At 73.8% G+C, this 15,355-nt stretch carries 17 protein-coding genes; 9 read left to right on the plus strand and 8 right to left on the minus strand.

The genetic code is table 11. The features are described from left to right. Positions 1 to 164: 164 nt before the first annotated feature. From ACFYOU_RS04260 to ACFYOU_RS04275, 4 genes are all read left to right on the plus strand, one after another. A complete protein-coding gene (locus tag ACFYOU_RS04260) occupies positions 165 to 1,550 on the plus strand; it encodes an MFS transporter (RefSeq protein WP_385489533.1) in 1,386 nt (461 codons plus the stop codon). Between the two features lie 99 nt (positions 1,551 to 1,649). Further along, complete coding sequence (locus ACFYOU_RS04265) at positions 1,650 to 2,168, plus strand: DUF2771 domain-containing protein (protein ID WP_385489536.1); 519 nt, start codon at positions 1,650 to 1,652, stop codon at positions 2,166 to 2,168. Between the two features lie 13 nt (positions 2,169 to 2,181). Continuing rightward, complete coding sequence (locus tag ACFYOU_RS04270; protein ID WP_391303460.1) at positions 2,182 to 2,913, plus strand: futalosine hydrolase; 732 nt, start codon at positions 2,182 to 2,184, stop codon at positions 2,911 to 2,913. Beyond that, on the plus strand, positions 2,910 to 3,806 hold the full coding sequence (locus ACFYOU_RS04275) for a 1,4-dihydroxy-6-naphthoate synthase (protein WP_389765790.1): 897 nt from the start codon (positions 2,910 to 2,912) through the stop codon (positions 3,804 to 3,806). Before ACFYOU_RS04270 ends, ACFYOU_RS04275 begins: the two co-directional genes overlap by 4 nt. Positions 3,807 to 3,846: 40 nt before the next feature. Here the strand turns inward: ACFYOU_RS04275 and ACFYOU_RS04280 are convergent, their stop codons facing one another. Continuing rightward, on the minus strand, positions 3,847 to 4,230 hold the full coding sequence (locus ACFYOU_RS04280; RefSeq protein WP_385489543.1) for a cold-shock protein: 384 nt from the start codon (positions 4,228 to 4,230) through the stop codon (positions 3,847 to 3,849). A gap of 402 nt (positions 4,231 to 4,632) precedes the next feature. After that, positions 4,633 to 5,157, minus strand: coding sequence for a GtrA family protein (locus tag ACFYOU_RS04285; protein WP_391303463.1), 525 nt, complete (start codon positions 5,155 to 5,157; stop codon positions 4,633 to 4,635). Positions 5,158 to 5,718: 561 nt separating this feature from the next. On the opposite strand from ACFYOU_RS04285, the gene ACFYOU_RS04290 reads away from it, so the two are divergent. Next, entirely contained in the window at positions 5,719 to 5,982 is a 264-nt protein-coding gene (locus ACFYOU_RS04290; protein WP_389765794.1) for a hypothetical protein, read from the plus strand. Here ACFYOU_RS04290 and ACFYOU_RS04295 read toward each other — a convergent pair. Continuing rightward, positions 5,979 to 7,010, minus strand: coding sequence for a phosphotransferase (locus ACFYOU_RS04295; protein WP_391303466.1), 1,032 nt, complete (start codon positions 7,008 to 7,010; stop codon positions 5,979 to 5,981). The genes ACFYOU_RS04290 and ACFYOU_RS04295 overlap by 4 nt on opposite strands. A gap of 74 nt (positions 7,011 to 7,084) precedes the next feature. Then, entirely contained in the window at positions 7,085 to 7,762 is a 678-nt protein-coding gene (locus ACFYOU_RS04300; RefSeq protein WP_391303468.1) for a haloacid dehalogenase-like hydrolase, read from the minus strand. A 153-nt stretch (positions 7,763 to 7,915) separates the two neighbouring features. Between ACFYOU_RS04300 and ACFYOU_RS04305 the strand changes: the two genes are divergently transcribed. From ACFYOU_RS04305 to ACFYOU_RS04315, 3 genes are all read left to right on the plus strand, one after another. After that, complete coding sequence (locus ACFYOU_RS04305; RefSeq protein ID WP_391303470.1) at positions 7,916 to 8,908, plus strand: iron chelate uptake ABC transporter family permease subunit; 993 nt, start codon at positions 7,916 to 7,918, stop codon at positions 8,906 to 8,908. A 46-nt stretch (positions 8,909 to 8,954) separates the two neighbouring features. Continuing rightward, on the plus strand, positions 8,955 to 10,070 hold the full coding sequence (locus ACFYOU_RS04310; RefSeq protein ID WP_391303472.1) for an iron chelate uptake ABC transporter family permease subunit: 1,116 nt from the start codon (positions 8,955 to 8,957) through the stop codon (positions 10,068 to 10,070). An 83-nt stretch (positions 10,071 to 10,153) separates the two neighbouring features. Then, positions 10,154 to 10,942, plus strand: coding sequence for an ATP-binding cassette domain-containing protein (locus tag ACFYOU_RS04315; RefSeq protein ID WP_391303781.1), 789 nt, complete (start codon positions 10,154 to 10,156; stop codon positions 10,940 to 10,942). A 7-nt stretch (positions 10,943 to 10,949) separates the two neighbouring features. On the opposite strand, the gene ACFYOU_RS04320 is transcribed toward ACFYOU_RS04315, so the two are convergent. Both ACFYOU_RS04320 and ACFYOU_RS04325 read right to left on the minus strand, forming a co-directional pair. Continuing rightward, positions 10,950 to 11,696, minus strand: a complete 747-nt coding sequence (locus ACFYOU_RS04320) for a methyltransferase domain-containing protein (RefSeq protein WP_391303474.1) — start codon at positions 11,694 to 11,696, stop codon at positions 10,950 to 10,952. Further along, entirely contained in the window at positions 11,693 to 12,469 is a 777-nt protein-coding gene (locus ACFYOU_RS04325; RefSeq protein WP_391303476.1) for a methyltransferase domain-containing protein, read from the minus strand. The genes ACFYOU_RS04320 and ACFYOU_RS04325 overlap by 4 nt, the downstream gene beginning before the upstream one ends. 218 nt (positions 12,470 to 12,687) lie before the next feature. Here ACFYOU_RS04325 and ACFYOU_RS04330 point away from each other — a divergent pair, with 218 nt between their 5' ends. Then, a complete protein-coding gene (locus ACFYOU_RS04330; protein ID WP_391303478.1) occupies positions 12,688 to 13,119 on the plus strand; it encodes a hypothetical protein in 432 nt (143 codons plus the stop codon). Between the two features lie 33 nt (positions 13,120 to 13,152). Here the strand turns inward: ACFYOU_RS04330 and ACFYOU_RS04335 are convergent, their stop codons facing one another. Beyond that, positions 13,153 to 13,704: a DUF664 domain-containing protein gene (locus ACFYOU_RS04335; protein WP_391303480.1), complete on the minus strand. Its 552-nt coding sequence runs from the start codon at positions 13,702 to 13,704 to the stop codon at positions 13,153 to 13,155. 120 nt (positions 13,705 to 13,824) lie between these two features. Next, positions 13,825 to 15,162 (minus strand): hypothetical protein, encoded by a 1,338-nt coding sequence (locus ACFYOU_RS04340; protein WP_391303483.1) that lies wholly within the window; start codon positions 15,160 to 15,162, stop codon positions 13,825 to 13,827. Between the last annotated feature and the right edge of the window lie 193 nt (positions 15,163 to 15,355).

Genomic DNA, 15,355 nt, shown 5'->3' on the forward strand with positions numbered 1-15,355 from the left:
TTCGTTCCCGGGCCGAGACCTCCGTGCGCCCCGCCCGGCCGTGCCGCGCACCGTCCCGGCCGCCTCCGGTACCCCCCTCCGAACAGGGTGACACGTGGGCCACGCCACGTCCGGTGGACGCCGTATCCGCACTACGCGCACCCGGTTGGGGGCACTATGACGGGGTGGCAGCAGCCAGGTCGTCCCGCGGTCCGGGCGAGCCCGGCCCCGTGCGACGGGCCGGCCGCGCGGTGGGTCGCGCGCTGCACCTCCCGTTCACGGGCACCGCCCGGGGCATCCGCAAGGCCACCCATGCGCACGGCGCCGGCGAGTCCGGGCTCGGCAAACTGATCGAACTGCACGCGGTCAACGGCGCGGGCGACGTGATGATCACCGTGGCGCTCGCCTCCACGGTCTTCTTCGCCGTCCCCACCGACGAGGCCCGCGGCCGGGTGGCCCTCTACCTGGCGATCACGATGGCCCCCTTCACCCTGCTCGCCCCGGTGATCGGCCCGCTCCTGGACCGGCTCCCGCACGGGCGGCGCGCGGCGATGGCGGGGGCGATGCTGGCCCGTGCGGTCCTCGCGCTGCTGCTGTCGGGGGCGGTCATCACGGGCGGTCTGGAGCTGTACCCGGCGGCGCTCGGGGTGCTCGTCGCGTCGAAGGCGTACGGGGTGGTGCGCAGCGCCGTGGTGCCCCGGCTGCTGCCGCCGCACTTCTCGCTGGTGCGCGCCAACTCACGGGTCACCCTCGGCGGGCTGCTCGCCACCGGCATCGCCGCCCCGATCGGCGCGGGGCTCCAGCTCGTCGGCCCGCGCTGGCCGCTGTACGGGGCGTTCGTGCTGTTCGTCGCGGGCACGTTCCTGTCCTTCCGGATGCCGCCCAAGGTCGACTCGGCCAAGGGCGAGGCGCGGGCGCTGCTCACCGCGGACCCGGAGCGGCTGCGGCACCCGTACCGCAAGGACCGCCGGCCGGGCCTGCGCACCGTCGGCCCCGCGGTGACGCACGCCCTGGCGGCGAACGCCTCCCTGCGGTGCCTGTCCGGGTTCCTCATCTTCTTCCTGGCGTTCCTGCTGCGCGAGCACCCGATGACGGGGCAGAGCGCCGCGGTGTCCCTGGGGATCGTGGGGGTCGCCGCGGGGGCGGGCAACGCGCTGGGCACCACGGTGGGGGCGTGGCTGCGCACCCGGGCGCCGGAGGTCATCATCGTCACGGTGATCGCGGGGGTGCTCACCATGGCGATCACGGCGGCCGTGTTCTTCGGTGCGGTGCTGGTGGCGTGTCTGGCGGCGGTCGCCGGCTTCGCCCAGGCCCTGTCCAAGCTGTCGCTCGACGCGCTGATCCAGCGGGACGTGCCCGAGTTCGTCCGCACCTCGGCGTTCGCCCGTTCGGAGACGCTGCTCCAGATGGCGTGGGTGGTGGGCGGCGCCATCGGGATCTGTCTGCCGCTGAACGGGACGCTGGGGCTCTTCGTCGCCGCCGGGATCGTCGCCGTCGGCTGGTTGTCGACGGCGCGGGGGCTGCTCGACGCGGCCCGTCGGGGCGGCGCCCCCCGGCCCCGCGTCGCCTGATCCGGCCCCACCGACCCCCCACCAGCACCACCCGGCACCGGTACGGCGCGCCGTACCCGCGTCACACACGCGTACGGGTCGCCCGCTAGCCTTTCCGCCATGACGTCCCTGTCCGCGGCTGAGCCGCACCTGAAGTCAGCCCCGGCCGCCGAGCGCCCCCGTCGGTACCGCCGGGCCGTCGCCGTCACCGGCGTCGTCTGTGCCGGCCTGCTGGTCCTGTCGGCCTGCGAGAAGCCGACCGCCGTCGCCACCGTCACCGTCGGGGACGAGTCCGTGAACTCGGAGGCGGTCTGCTACCAGGACGGCAAGGCGATCAAGCCCGCCGAGGTGGCGGACTGCCTCAAGGACAAGGACGTCAAGTCCATCACCGTCGACCCGGACGAGACCGTCCGCTTCGGCGTGGACGTGGGCATCGCCGACAAGGAGTGGACGGTCCTCCTGGACGGCCAGCGGCTGACCGACTACACCAAGAAGACGTACCTGGCCGTCCCCGGCAGCGTCTTCTTCAACGAGCAGTACGGCGCCAGCGGCGGCACCTCGACCACCGTGAGCATCGCCCAGGGCGGCGAGAACAAGGTGACCGGGCTGTGGTCGTTCCGCCTCAAGAAGGCCGAGTGACGGCGTCAACACGATGACCCGGCCCGTCCGCGTCCTGGTCGCCACCGCGGTACCCGCCGAGCGGGACGCGGTGGCCCTCGCGTTCCTGTCCGAGCAGCGCGAGGTCCGGGTGCCGGGCGTCGACCTGCGTCGGATCACCACCGCGGGCGCCCGCTGGGACCTGCTGGCCGCGGGCGTCGGTCCGGCGGCCGCCGCGACCGGCGCCGCCTCGGCGCTGACCGCCGCCGACCTCGACGGCGCCCCCTACGACCTGGTGGTGTCCGCCGGGATCGCGGGCGGTTTCGCCCCGCTGGCCCCGGTGGGCTCCCTGGTCGTCGCCGATGCGATCACCGTCGCGGACCTCGGGGCGCAGGGCGACGACGACGGGGACGGTTTCCTGCCGGTGACCGCGCTGGGCTTCGGCACGGTCACCCATCTGCCGCCGGCGCACCTGGTCCGGGAGGCCGCCGCCGCGATCGGCTGCCCCGCGGGGACCGTGCTGACGGTGTCCACGGTCACCGGGACCGCCGGTCGGGCCGCCGCCCTGCGCGCCCGGCACCCCGGGGCGCTGGCCGAGGCGATGGAGGGCTTCGGGGTCGCCGAGGCCGCCGCCGCGCACGGCCGTCCGGTCCTGGAGGTCCGCGCGGTCTCCAACCCGGTGGGCCCGCGGGACCGGGACGCCTGGCGGATCGGGGACGCACTGGCCGCACTGACGACGGCGTTCGGGAAATGCGCGCCGGCCCTGGAGCGTTGGGAACGGGCATGACGACCGGTATCACGAACCCCGCCGACCCGGCACCGACGGGATCGACGGACCCCGTACCGCTGCGGATCGCCTACTCCCCCTGCCCCAACGACACCTTCGTCTTCGACGCCTGGGCGCACGACAGGCTGCCGGACGCCCCGGCCCTGGACGTCACGTTCGCCGACATCGACATCACCAACGGCATGGCCGAGCGCGGCGAGTCGGACGTGCTGAAGGTGTCGTACGCGGTGCTGCCGTGGGTGCTGGACACGTACGCGCTGCTGCCGTGCGGCGGGGCGTTGGGCCGGGGCTGCGGTCCGCTGGTGCTGACCCGGGAGCCGGGTGCGGACCTCGCGGGGCGCACCGTCGCGGTGCCGAGCGAACGTTCGACGGCGTACCTGCTGTTCCGGCTCTGGGCGGCGGAGCAGGTGCCCGGCGGGGTGGGCGAGGTCGTGGTGATGCCGTTCGACCGGATCATGCCGGCGGTGCGGGACGGCGAGGTCGACGCGGGGCTCGTCATCCACGAGGCCCGTTTCACCTACCGGAACTACGGGCTGCACGCCGCGGTCGACCTGGGCGAGCACTGGGAGGCGACGACCGGGCTGCCGATCCCGCTCGGTGCGATCATCGCCAAGCGCGCGTTGGGCGGTGCGGTGCTGCGCCGCCTCGCCGAGAGCGCCCGGGCCTCCGTGCGCGCCGCCTGGGACGATCCGTCGGCGTCCCGTGACTACGTCCTCGCGCACGCGCAGGAGATGGACCCGGCCGTCGCCGACCAGCACATCGGGCTGTACGTCAACGAGTTCACCGCCGACCTGGGGGACGAGGGGTACGCGGCGGTACGGGCACTGCTGACGCGTGCGGCGGCCGAGGGACTCGTACCGCCCCTCGGCCCGGACGCGCTGGCGTTCCCCTGACCGGAGTCGGCCGGAGTCGACCGGGCGTCGAGTGGGTCGGTCAGACGTCGAGTTGGTCGGCGACCGCCCGCAGCAGTCCGGCGATCTGGGCGCCGGACGCCTTGTCCGGGTAGCGCCCCTTCTCCAGCATCGGGGTGATGTTCTCCAGCAGGGTGGTCAGGTCCTGCACGATCGAGGCCAGTTCGTCCGGCTTGCGGCGCTGGGCGGCGGCCACGGACGGGGTCGGGTCGAGGATCGTCACGGACAGGGCCTGGTCGCCGCGTTGACCGGCCACGACGCCGAACTCGACGCGCTGGCCCGGCTTGAGGGCGTCGACCCCGTCGGGCAGTACGGAGGAGTGGACGAAGACGTCGCCGCCGTCATCGCGGGAGAGGAAGCCGAAGCCCTTCTCGCTGTTGAACCACTTGACCTTGCCAGTCGGCAAAGTACACACCTACTTCCGCTCCACAAGGCCAACGTTTGGACCAGCCTACCGGGGCTCTCCCCATTCGATCACCCGAGAAAACAGCCAGAACCCCCACCTGATCGGGTAAGGGCTCGGGGGGCGTGGAGGGTTTCAGCCGTTGTCCGTCCGGGGGGCTTGCGGAATAGCCGCTTCTCGGGTTCCGCCGGCCTTGTTCTCCCGTCTCGCCGACCGCGCGCGGAACACCTCGGCTCCGCGCCGGGAGACCCGCGTCCTGCGGGGCGCGACCTCGAACACCAGGTGGACCTACGGCCGGTGGTGCCGGCCTCCGGAGCCGGCGCGCGGAAGGGAATGGGACGGGCCCTGCGCGCCGGACGGAGGTGGAATGCGCCGGAGTGCGCGGGAGCCGGGTCCGCATTCCGCTCAGTGGCCGGCGACCTTCTCGCCTTCGGACGCGGGGGACGCGGGCGCGGAGGAGTTGGCCGGTTCGGGCTGCCGCACCGCGGCTTCGGCGGGCGTCCGGAACACCCAGGTCCGGTAGGCCCAAAAGCGGAACAGGCTCGCCATCGCCAGCCCGACGACGTTCTTCGCGAGGTTGTCGCTCAGTGCGGACGTGTGGTCCAGGCCGTAGTGGGAAACAGCCAGGACGCCGTTCTGAATTCCCGTTCCCACAAAGCTGAAAACAAAGAACAGGGTCACTTCACGAGTGCGCCGACCGCCGCTCCGGTCGCGGTACGTCCAGTTCCGGTTTCCCAGGTAGTTGACGCAGATCGCCACTGCCGAAGCCATCACCCCGGACCGTACGGGCTGGAGTTCCAGGACGTGCAGGCAGAAATTGAAAACCGCTACGTCAATGATCCACCCGAAGGCCCCGACCGTACCAAATCGGATGATCTCGGCGCTCAGCGAACCGAATCTGCGTCGGGATCCGGACGGCGCGTTCCCCATCGTGCACAGCCTTCCCGGCGATTCGGTCGTGGGGAACGCATGCTAAGCGCTGCGCGGGGCTCTGGTGGGGGTTGGTGGCGCCGTTCGGGGTGGGCTGCGGCCGCGGTGCGCTGTCCCGTGCGGGTGCGCTGCGGTTGCCCGCGCGGTTCCCCGTGCTCCTTGTCGGTGCGTCCCGGTGGGCGTGCGATGCCCTGCGGGGTGCGTCCCGGTTTCGCGCAGTTCCCCGCGCCCCCTATCGGTGCGTCCCGGTGGGCGTGCGTTGTCTCTGTGCGGGTGCGCGGTGGTTGCCCGCGCAGTTCCCCGCGCCCCCTATCGGTGCGCCCCGGTGGGCGTGCGTTGTCCCTGTGCGGGTGCGCGGTCGTTTTGCGCAGTTCCCCGCGCCCCTATCGGGGCACGCCGCCCCATCACAGATCCGCCCGCCCCCACCGGACAGCACACGCCCAGCGGAACGCGCCCCGCCGGACAGTGCACGCCGAGGTGGGCGCACCTCAGGGGCGCGGGGAACTGCGCGGGCGACCACGGCGCACACGACGGGGGTGCGCGGGGAACTACCCTGGTGGTGTGCGCGACGAAACCCCAGCGAATTCCACGGCACCCGGCGACGGACTGGTCCGCGCCGGTGCGATCGTCTTCTTCTTCGGCGCGGCGGCCACCCTGGTGACCGTCGCCCCCCTGTTCCTCGGGACGACCCCGTTCCCCACGTACATGTTCTGGCTGAGCATGCTCATGGGCGTCGGCTTCGCCATCGCGGGCGCCGGCGTGCTGCGCACCATCGCCGCCCAGCGCAGCCAGGCCCGCGCCCACACCGCCGGCGCACCCCGCTAGCCCGGGCCGCCCGCCCCTGCCAGGTCCAGGCCCGCCGTGACCGTCAGGACCGTCGCGCGTTGCTCGGCCCGGTACGTCAGGAGGTTCCGGCGCAGGTCGCTCAGCTTGTCCTCGCGACCGTCGTCGGGGGCGTCCAGGACCCCGTGCAGCCCGACCAGGCCGAGGGCGGCGTTCACCGCGGTGAACAGGGGCAGGAGCGCGAGGTCCTCGTCCGACAGGGGGCGCACCGCCCGGTAGCCGGTGACGAACGCGTCCAGCAGGTCCGCGTGCCGGGCCGAACACGCCTCGCCGGCGGTGGTGAGGTCCCGTACCGCGGAGGCGATGTCGGCGACGTACCAGGAGCGGGCCGCCTCGTCGAAGTCGAAGGCGGTGGCCCGGTCGCCCCGCCAGGCGAGGTTGTCCAGCTCGAAGTCACCGTGGACGACCCCGTACCGCGCCGGGTCGCGCGGCAGTTGCGTGAGGTGGGCGCGGAGCGTCTCCACGGCCCCGACGAGTGCGGTGTCGTCCCCGAACAGTTCGCCCGCCCGCGGCAACTCGGCGTGGAGGTCGGACAGCCCGCCGCCGAGGTCGACGGATCTGTCGTGCACCTCGGCGAGCAGGGCGCCCCAACACCGGGCCCGGTCCCGACTGAGCCCGTCGACCTCGACCTCCTCCCCGGGAGCGGCCGGCACGCACATCGCCCGCACGGTGCCGGCCGGGGTCTTCGCGGTGACCACCCGTTCCCCGGTGGTCGTCCGCAGCGGGCGCACCACGGCGGTCCCCCGGTCGGCGAGCCGGTCCATCAGTTCCGCCACGCCCTCCAGTCGGTCGAACGCCCGGGAGGAGGCGGGGACGAACCGCAGATAGGCGCGGAGTCCGGTGCCCGGCATCTCGGGGACCACGAAGACGTGGGAGGCGCTGGAGCGCCACCACTTCGCCGCTCCCGGCTCGCACCCCCAGTGGTGCGCCACCGCGTCGGCCACCGGGCTGCACCAGGTGTCGTCGTCCACGGCGTGGGCCATGTCGTTGATCTCTACGAGAGGCATCATGGGTGTCATCAGCCCATGGCGCGACGGCCCCGAGCAATCGTTTTTACGCACCCCCGCCGCGGCCCCGCGGGCCGTCAGCCGTGGTCGGCGAGCCAGGCGGGGAAGGCGGTGAGGTCCGCGAGGACGGCGTCCGCGCCGGCGTCCCGCAGTTCCGCCGCCGAACAGGGGCCGGTGGCGACCCCGACCGACACCGCGCCCGCCGCCCGGGCCCCCCGCACGTCCCCGACGTGGTCGCCCACGTACACCGCGGCGCCGTGCTCCCGCAGGGCCCGGGCCTTGCCCTCGGCCCACAGGTCCCCGATCACCGCATCGGCGTCGATCCCCAGGTGGCGCAGGTGCAGCAGCGCGTTCGGCTCCCACTTCGCGGTGACGACCACCGCCCGGCCGCCGGCCGCGCGCACCGCGTCGACGGCCGACCGCGCCCCGTCCATGACCAGGGTCGGTTCGATGGCCCACTGCGGGTACATCGCCCGGTAGCGGTCGGCGATCTCCGGGACCCGCTGGGCCGGGAACCAGTTCGCCAGTTCCTCGACGAGCGGCGGCCCCAGCCGGCTGACGACGAGTGCGGTGTCGATGGCGACGCCGGTCTCCGCGGCGAGGGCGTCGTAACACGCCTTGATGCCGGGCCGGGAGTCGATCAGGGTCATGTCGAGGTCGAATCCGACGACGAGCGGGGCCCCGTCCACCGGGTCGCCGGTCAGGGCCGATTCGGGTCGTCCGGGGTGTCGCGTCGCGGAGGTCACGCACTCCATTGTGCCCGGCCGGCGATCGGGGCGGCCCCGGCGGCGAACCGGACGGGCGGGCCGACCACCGGCGGGCCGACCACCATCCGTACGGCCGGAAAACACCGCCCCTTACACTTAGCCAAGCCTAACCAACCCATGCAGCCACGGGAGTGCCCGCCCATGTCGGTCAGACGTGTCGCCGCGATGCTCGCGGCCGCCGCGGTCCTGCTGCTCGCAGTGGTGTTGAGCCTCGCCGTGGGTGCCCGGGCGATCGCCCCGTCCCTGGTCTTCGACGCGCTGCTGAACGGCGGGACCAGCGAGGACGCCGTGGTCGTCCGGGAGTTGCGGGTGCCGCGGACCGTCGTCGGCCTGATGGTCGGCGCGGGGCTCGCGCTCGCCGGCGCCGCGTTCCAGGGCATCACCCGCAACCCCATCGCCGACCCCGGCATCCTCGGCATCAGCCAGGGCGCCTCGGTCGGCGTGGTGCTGGCGATCGCGTTCGCCGGGGTGCACACCCTGACCGGATACGTGTGGTTCGCGTTCGCGGGCGCGGGCGTCGCGGCCGTCGCCGTGTACGCGATCGCGGCCCGGGGCCGGGGCGGCGCGACCCCGATCAAACTCGCTCTGGGCGGCGCCGCACTCAACGCGCTGCTGGTCTCCGTGCTCACCGGGGTGCTCACCACCCGGGCCGCCGCACTGGACGAGTTCCGGTTCTGGCAGGTGGGCTCGCTGTCCGGCAGGGACGCGGAGCTGATCGGTCAGATCTGGCCGTTCCTGCTGGTCGGAACGGTTCTGGTGGTCGCGGCGGCCCGCGGTCTGGACGCGCTCGCGCTCGGCGAGGACGTGGCGAAGGGCCTCGGGCAGAACGTCGGGAAGGTACGGGTGGTGGCCGGCCTCGGCGCGACCCTGCTGACCGGTGCGGGTGTCGCGGCGGCCGGCCCGATCGCCTTCGTGGGCCTCGCGGTGCCGCACCTGGCCCGCGCGATCGTCGGCAGCGACCACCGCTGGCTGCTGCCGATGTCGGCGCTGCTCGGTCCGGCGATGCTCCTCGTCGCGGACACCGTGGGGCGGATCGTGTTCCCGCCGAGCGAGGTCCCCGTCGGGGTGATGACGGCCCTGATCGGCGTGCCGTTCCTGATCACCCTGGTCCGTAGGAAGGCGGTCGCCGCGTGAACCCGCAGGCCGAACCCCGCCGAGCGACCCGAGAGGCGAGACGCCGATGAAGCTCCGCACCGCGGACGGCACCCCCGCGGCCCCGACCGGCGCACCGGTCGCGCTCCCCGCGCGGGGGACCACCAGCCCGGCCGGGTACACCCCCGTCCGGTTCGGCGCGCACGCCTCGTTCCTGGTGCACCGGCGGGCCGTCGTCGCCGCCACGGGACTGGCGGTGCTGCTCGCCGCGGTGTCCGTCCTCTACCTGTCGGTCGGCGAGTCCTTCGTGGCACCGGCCGAGGTGCTGCGGGTCCTCAGCGGCGCACCCTCGGAGAACGAACTCGTCGTGGAGACGCTACGGGCCCCGCGCCTGGTGGTGGGCCTCCTGGTGGGCACCGCCTTCGGCATCGCCGGGGCACTGATCCAGACGGTCGCCCGCAACCCGCTGGCCAGCCCGGACATCATCGGGATCAGTCAGGGCGCCGGGGCCGTCACCGTCGGCGCCATGACGTTCGGCATCACCTCGTACACCGTGATGCCGTACCTGAGCGTCGCGGGCGGCATCCTCGCCGCCGTCCTCGTCTACCTCTTCGCCTGGCGGGGCGGTCTCCAGGCCACCCGGTTCGTCCTCATCGGCATCGGCTTCGCGGTGGCACTGCGTTCGGTGACGAGCCTGTTCATGACCAAGGGCGACCATCTGGTCGCCCAGCAGGCCCAGGTGTGGATGACCGGCTCCCTCAACGGGCGGGGCTGGTCCGAGGTGGCACCGCTCGGCTGGACGCTGCTGGTGCTGCTGCCGGCGGTGCTGTGGGCGGCCCACGCACAGCGCCGGGTCGGGGTCGACGACGACACGGCGACCGCCCTGGGCGTCCGGCTCGGCCGGGTGCGCCTCGGACTGGTGGCGCTGGGCGTGGTGCTGGCGTCGGTGGCGACGGGAGCGGCCGGACCGGTCGACTTCGTGGCCCTGCTCGCCCCGCAGATCGCCCGCCGGTTGACCCGCACGGCACAGATCCCGTTGCTGTGCTCGGCGCTGCTCGGTGCCGTCGTCGTCGTGTCGGCCGACCTGCTGGCCCGGCGGCTGTTCGCGCCGACGGAACTCCCGGTCGGCGTGCTGACCGCGGCCGTCGGCGCCCCGTACCTGATCTGGCTCATCATCCGCAGCCGCAGTGGAGGCACCTCGTGACGCAGTCACCGTCCCTGACCGGCAAGCAGTCCCCCTCCCCCACCGGGGGTCCCTCCGCGCAGGCCGCCGACGCGGGCGCACGACTGCGGGCCCGTGAGCTGACGCTCGCCTACGACGACCGCACCGTCGTCCACGAGCTGGACCTCGCGGTGCCCGACGGCAAGGTCACCGTCATCGTGGGGCCGAACGCCTGCGGCAAGTCCACCACCCTGCGCGCCCTGGGCCGCCTGCTCAAGCCCAGCGGCGGTTCGGTGCTGCTGGACGGCACCGCCCTCGCCCAGCTGCCCACCAAGCGGATCGCCCAGCAGATCGGGCTGCTCCCGCAGACGCCCGTCGCACCGGAGGCCATCACCGTCGCCGACCTGGTCGGTCGGGGCCGACAGCCGCACCAGCGGTGGTGGCAGCAGTGGTCCGAGGCGGACGAGCGGGCGGTGCGCGAGGCGATGGAACGCACGGACGTCGCCGCGCTCGCCGAACGCGCCGTCGACGAGCTGTCCGGCGGGCAGCGGCAGCGGGTGTGGATCGCGATGGCCCTCGCCCAGGACACCGAACTGCTGCTGCTGGACGAGCCGACGACGTACCTCGACATCTCGCACCAGGTGGAGGTCCTCGACCTGGTGCGCCAGCTCAACCACGAACGGGGCCGGACGGTGGTCGTGGTGCTGCACGACCTCAACCAGGCCGCGCGGTACGCGGACCATCTGGTGGCGATGAAGGCGGGACGGGTCGTCGCGGAGGGTGCGCCGGCCGAGGTCGTCACGGAGGAGCTGGTGCGGGAGGTGTTCGGGCTCGACTGCACGGTCGTGCCCGATCCGGTCACCGGTTCACCGCTGGTGGTCCCCGGCCTCCCCTGGAGCCCGCCCGCTCCCTGACCCCGCGCTACGCGCCCTCCCCGGGGTCCCGGCGGGCGGTGAGGGCGGCGATGAAGGGATTCGTCCGGAAGGCGTCCCAGTACTCGGGGCCGCGCTCCCTCAGGTCGCTGTCGAGGACTTCCGGAACGGACCACCGCAGGTCGGACAGCCCGACGGCAGCGGCCGCCTCGGCGTACACGTCCTCCTCCCAGAGGGAGGACTCGACCACGATCTCCCCGATCGGTGCGAGCAGTGCCGACGTCACGCGGTGGCGGCGGTGCAGTGCGGTGTGGGACAGGGTGCGCAGCCCGTACGGTTCCCAGTCCTGCCGGTCGAGGGCGAAGGACGGGTGGGCGGTGACGGCCACCAGCCGGCCGCCCGGAACGAGGTTGCTCGCGATCGTGGCCATCATGCCCCGCAGCGCGTCGAAGGAGTCGGTGTAGGGGAACAGCCACACCGCCATGACGACGTCGAACTCGCCGACGGCCCCGAGGGATTCGGCGTCACCCACCCGGAAGTCGATGCCCGTGGCGTTCTCCGGCAGCGCCTCGCGGGCGAGCCGGACCATCTCCGGGGACAGGTCCACTCCGGTGACCCGGGCCGCCCCCAGCTCCCTGACGCGGGAGGCGTAGTGCCCGTGGCCGCACCCCAGGTCGAGGACCCGCAGACCGCGGACGTCGCCGAGCAGCGCGGTGACGTGCGCCTGTTCGGCGCCGGTGGAGACCTCCTTGAAGGACCGGTACTTGTCACCTATGTGGTCGTACTGATTGCTCACGCGGGGTTCTCCTGTCCCGTCCGGGGCTGACTGATCCGGACGACGTCCTGGGTGCAGCTGAACGCGTACCCGCCGTCGGCGGCAGCGAAGTGGGCCCGCGCGTACTGCTCGACCTGTTCGGGGGCGGGCGCGGCCGGTAGGTGGGCGAGCATGAAGGACGCCACCTCGACGACGGTGGCCAGGTCGGGGGTGCGCACGTGCGCTTCGACGGTGTCCACCGAGACGACGTCGACGCGGGTGCCGGTGGGCTGATCCTCCAGGATGCCGACGAGGTCCGGCGTCGACCCGCCGAAGTGCCGGAGCATGCGCATGGAGTCGCTGTCCTGGTTCTGGAGGACGACCAGGCACGCGCCCTCGGGGGTCGTCCAGGAGGCCAACCGGCGCAGATGGGCGGGCCACTGGTCCGCGGGCACGTGGTAGAGCACGTGCGCGCACAGCACGAGGTCGGCCTCCTCGGGCGGCCGGGCGTCCAGGATCGTCCGTCCGAGGAGCAGCGCCCGGGGCACCCGGCGGGCCAGTCGGGTGCGCAGCCGGGGGTTGGGCTCGATCGCGATGGTGCGCGAGAACTTCCCGCTCAGGTGGGCGGTGGTCCCGCCGTCCCCCGCTCCGGCGTCCAGCAGCACCCGGCGGTGCGGGAGTCCGGCGACCACCCGGTCGAGGTGGGCGCGGGCCTTCCGCTTCTGGTCGGTGTGCGCGAGGAAGGTCGCGAACGCCTGCTCGTAGCGCGCGTCGGGGTCGTTCGGGGTGCCCGGGGCCAAGGGGTCTGCTCGCATCCTGCGACCGTAGCCGCACCGGGTGCGGGTACGGAGCGGTTCGGGCCGGTTGCCGGGACCTGTTGGCACCTGCCCGGGTCGAACACGCCTTCGAGCGTGGTCGGTTGGGTTGGCGGGATGAACGGTCGACGGAACGTCGAGACGGCCTGGCGGCGAGGCATCACCTCGGCGTCGGTCAACCCCCCGGACTGGGCGATCTCCGGCGGCTGTGCGGCGGTGTGGAGCACCCATACATCGAGGCCAACGAGGAGGAGGGCGAGGTCGGTTCGGGGAGGTTCCTCCCGGGCGGGATCCTGCTCGGCCCGGCGGACGCGCTCTGGCCGCGGCTGCCCGTGATCGGCCGCGGCGACGGGTGGGGCGCCGCGGTGGTGCCGTGGCTGACCGGCGACGAGGCGGGCCCCGAGTCCGGGCACTACGTGGGCCCGGACGGTGTCGGCACCTGGTCGTGGCCGGACGACCTGGCCTGCGACCGGCCCCGTCACCCGTCGATCACCGCCCATCTCGAAGCGGTGCACCGCACGCTCGCCGAAGGGCCGGCCGACGCCATGGGACCGGACGTGCCCGGTCTGGTGTGGGGGTGCCTGGTCTGGGACGACCCCGGGGCGCCCTCCCTGGACGACGCGCTGGAGGACTGGCGCCCCGTCCACTAGGGCTCCCGACCGGGCCGGGGGCTCCTCGTCGGGTCACATCCCGGTGGAGCCGTCGATGCGTTCGCGCAGGAGGTCGGCGTGGCCGGTGTGCCGTGCGTACTCGGCGATCAGGTCCACCAAGATCCTCCGCAGCGAGACCGGCTCGCCGGTCCCCTTGCGGATCCCCGTTTCGTCCAGCGACGCGGCAGCGGCCGTGACCTGCCGGGAGTGCTCGCACTCCCGTCGCCAGACGGCGAACGCTTCCTCGACGTCACCGTCCAGCCGGTCGAAGTCCTGGTCGGGGTCGTCGTCGGAGTAGTAGAGCAGCGGGACGTCCTCGCCGGTGAACTGGATGCGGAACCACCAGCGCTCGACGCCGGCCAGGTGCCGCACCAAGCCGTGCAGGGACAGGCCGGACGGCGGCACCGCCCGTTCGGACAGCTGCTCCGGGGACAGGCCGGCGCACTTGAGTGCGAACGTCGCCCGGTGCCAGTCCAGCACCGCGACCAGGGTCTCCCTTTCACCGCCCACGGAGGGCGGGGCCGGGCGGGTGTCGTCGTTCCACCGGGGTGCGAAGTGCTGGGGGACGGCGGTGTCGTTCGTCATCTGCCTACCTTCCTGTCCGGGGACGGCCGAGTCTGGCAGGTGCCACTGACATCGGACCGGTCACCAACGGGTCGGCGGCCCCCGCCGGAGGGGTCCGGCGAGACGGGGCAACGGTCGCGTTCACGACCTCCGCTGAGAGCGCCAGACCAGGAACACGGCGCTGGCGAAGGCGGCCGCCTTGAGGACCCAGGGCCACGCGTCCCCGATGGCCTGGTCGAACCGCTCCTCGACCAGTTCCGGACCCCAGTGCCCGGCGGCGCGGCCCCACAGCCACGTCACGCCACCGGCGAGGGAGAGTCCGGGGATCCAGAGCACCGCGAACTTGGACTCGGCGGGGGTGAGCCGCTTGGACAGCCAGGCGAGGGCCCAGCCGCCGCCGAGCGCGAGCAGGTTCCCCGCCAGTGCGCCGACCACCAACAGGGCGGCGGCGACCAGCAGCAGCGGGTTGGACCAGCCGGTGAGCAGGGCCAGGGCCCGGCCGCCGCGGGCGGGCGCGCCCGCGGCGGGGTCGGCTCCGGTCGGCCGGGCGGGCGCCTTCTCGACCGTGGGGTCATCCGCCCCGTCGGCGTCGTCGTCCTCCGAGTCGGGGCCGGGCGGGGGCTTGAGGATGTCGGGGATCTCGATGCCGCCGACGAACCCGGGGACCCGGTCGACCGCGTCGAACGGGCTGTTGCTCTCGACCCGCCACCAGTCGCGGGGCCCGCTCGCGGTGCCCAGTTCGTCCAGGGGCGCCAAGTGGGGTGGTGAGGGGGCGCGGTGGGTGCTCCCCGGCCCGGCCGGCTCGTCGCCCGCGGGTCGCGGGTCGTCGGCGGGGGGCGTGGGGCCGGCGGGGCGGGGCCGGGGCACCAGCCGCCACAGCCCCTTCGCCGTTCGGTCCTTCGCCGCACGCCCCTCGGGCGACGAGCCTGCGGGCGCCGAGCTTTCGGGCGCCTGGCCCTCCGCCAGCCGACCTTTCGCCAGCCGACCCTTCGTCAGCCGATCCTTCGTCGGCTGGTCCCCCGTCGGCTGGCCCCCCGTCAGCTGGTCTTCGGAGGACGGGCCCCCGGACGGTCGGTCCTCGGACGGTCGGCCCTTGGACAACCAGTTCTTGAACGGGCGGCCGTCGGGGGCCGAGGTGCGCCCCTGGCCGTCCGGGCCGGAACGCGAAGGACGCGCCGAGGCCGCCGCGCCGGAGGTCCGCTGCTCCGGCAGCGCCGTCGGAGTGCCCTCGGCGCCGGGACCGGACCGGTCGCCCGACCCCGCGCGGGCCACCAACTCGCCCGGCTCCCCGATCCGCGACAGGATGCGCCGCACCGACGCGGGACTGTCGGCCGGGGCCTTCGCACGACGCCGGTCGATCTCGTCCCGCAGGTCCGCGACGAGACGCATCCGCGCGGACGACGGCAGTTGGTGCTGTTGTGCCAGGTCGCCCACTCGACTGAGGTAGTCGAAGACGAGCTGGTCGCTCTCAATCCCCACGAAGTCCCCTCCGGGACGGCCATCGACAATCCCCTCCGCGCGACGGTACCGGGTCGGCCGGCGTCCTGGCGCTCCCCCGCGGTGCGCGGGCGCCGGGGTCCACCCGCCGCCGGCGGCCGTCGCGACGGTTCCCGACCGCGGGGCGCCACGCACCCGAGGGCGGGAACCGTCGCGCCCCGCGGGGACCCAGTAA

This window comes from Streptomyces sp. NPDC005955, assembly GCF_042871255.1.
Lineage (GTDB): Bacteria > Actinomycetota > Actinomycetes > Streptomycetales > Streptomycetaceae > Streptomyces.